Here is a 1,860-nt window from a genome sequence, read left to right as displayed (position 1 = left end):
AACACAGTGGACGCGAGCAACTGAGGACAAGCCCTCGGCCTATTAGTACCAGTCAGCTCCACCCGTTGCCGGGCTTCCACATCTGGCCTATCAACCCAGTCGTCTACTGGGAGCCTTAACCCTTCAAGAGGGTGGGAATACTCATCTCGAAGCAGGCTTCCCGCTTAGATGCTTTCAGCGGTTATCCTTTCCGAACGTAGCCAACCAGCCATGCCCTTGGCAGGACAACTGGCACACCAGAGGTTCGTCCGTCCCGGTCCTCTCGTACTAGGGACAGCCCTTCTCAATATTCCTGCGCGCGCAGCGGATAGGGACCGAACTGTCTCACGACGTTCTAAACCCAGCTCGCGTACCGCTTTAATGGGCGAACAGCCCAACCCTTGGGACCGACTCCAGCCCCAGGATGCGACGAGCCGACATCGAGGTGCCAAACCATCCCGTCGATATGGACTCTTGGGGAAGATCAGCCTGTTATCCCCGGGGTACCTTTTATCCGTTGAGCGACAGCGCTTCCACAAGCCACTGCCGGATCACTAGTCCCGACTTTCGTCCCTGCTCGACCCGTCGGTCTCACAGTCAAGCTCCCTTGTGCACTTACACTCAACACCTGATTGCCAACCAGGCTGAGGGAACCTTTGGGCGCCTCCGTTACTCTTTAGGAGGCAACCGCCCCAGTTAAACTACCCATCAGACACTGTCCCTGATCCGGATCACGGACCCAGGTTAGACATCCAGCACGACCAGAGTGGTATTTCAACGACGACTCCACAACCACTGGCGTGGCCGCTTCAAAGTCTCCCACCTATCCTACACAAGCCGAACCGAACACCAATATCAAACTATAGTAAAGGTCCCGGGGTCTTTCCGTCCTGCTGCGCGAAACGAGCATCTTTACTCGTAGTGCAATTTCACCGGGCCTATGGTTGAGACAGTCGAGAAGTCGTTACGCCATTCGTGCAGGTCGGAACTTACCCGACAAGGAATTTCGCTACCTTAGGATGGTTATAGTTACCACCGCCGTTTACTGGCGCTTAAGTTCTCAGCTTCGCCACCCCGAAAGGCAGCTAACCGGTCCCCTTAACGTTCCAGCACCGGGCAGGCGTCAGTCCGTATACATCGCCTTACGGCTTCGCACGGACCTGTGTTTTTAGTAAACAGTCGCTTCTCGCTGGTCTCTGCGGCCACCCCCAGCTCAAGCAGCAAGTGCTATCACCAGTGATGGCCCCCCTTCTCCCGAAGTTACGGGGGCATTTTGCCGAGTTCCTTAACCATAGTTCACCCGAACGCCTCGGTATTCTCTACCTGACCACCTGAGTCGGTTTAGGGTACGGGCCGCCATGAAACTCGCTAGAGGCTTTTCTCGACAGCATAGGATCATCCACTTCACCACAATCGGCTCGGCATCAGGTCTCACCCTTAACGTGTGACGGATTTACCTACCACACGGGCTACACCCTTACCCCGGGACAACCACCGCCCGGGCTGGACTACCTTCCTGCGTCACCCCATCGCTTACCTACTACAAGTCTGGTTCATCGGCTCCACCACTACCCTCAACTCCGAAGAGATCGGGCCGGCTTCACGGACTTAGCATCGCCTGATTCAGTACTGGGCGTTTCAAAGCGGGTACCGGAATATCAACCGGTTGTCCATCGACTACGCCTGTCGGCCTCGCCTTAGGTCCCGACTTACCCTGGGCAGATCAGCTTGACCCAGGAACCCTTAGTCAATCGGCGCACACGTTTCTCACGTGTGTATCGCTACTCATGCCTGCATTCTCACTCGTGAACCGTCCACAACTCGCTTCCGCGGCTGCTTCACCCGGCACACGACGCTCCCCTACCCATCCATACGGGCGTA

At 56.5% G+C, this 1,860-nt stretch carries 1 rRNA gene (only partly in view); it reads right to left on the bottom strand.

The features are described 5' to 3' along the window. Window positions 1-22: 22 nt before the first annotated feature. A 23S ribosomal RNA gene (locus AB0F29_RS41440) occupies window positions 23-1,860 on the bottom strand (it continues 1,363 nt past the right edge of the window).

This window comes from Streptomyces sp. NPDC026589, assembly GCF_040638385.1.
Classification (GTDB): domain Bacteria; phylum Actinomycetota; class Actinomycetes; order Streptomycetales; family Streptomycetaceae; genus Streptomyces.
This window is presented reverse-complemented; position numbering and strand designations above follow the sequence as displayed.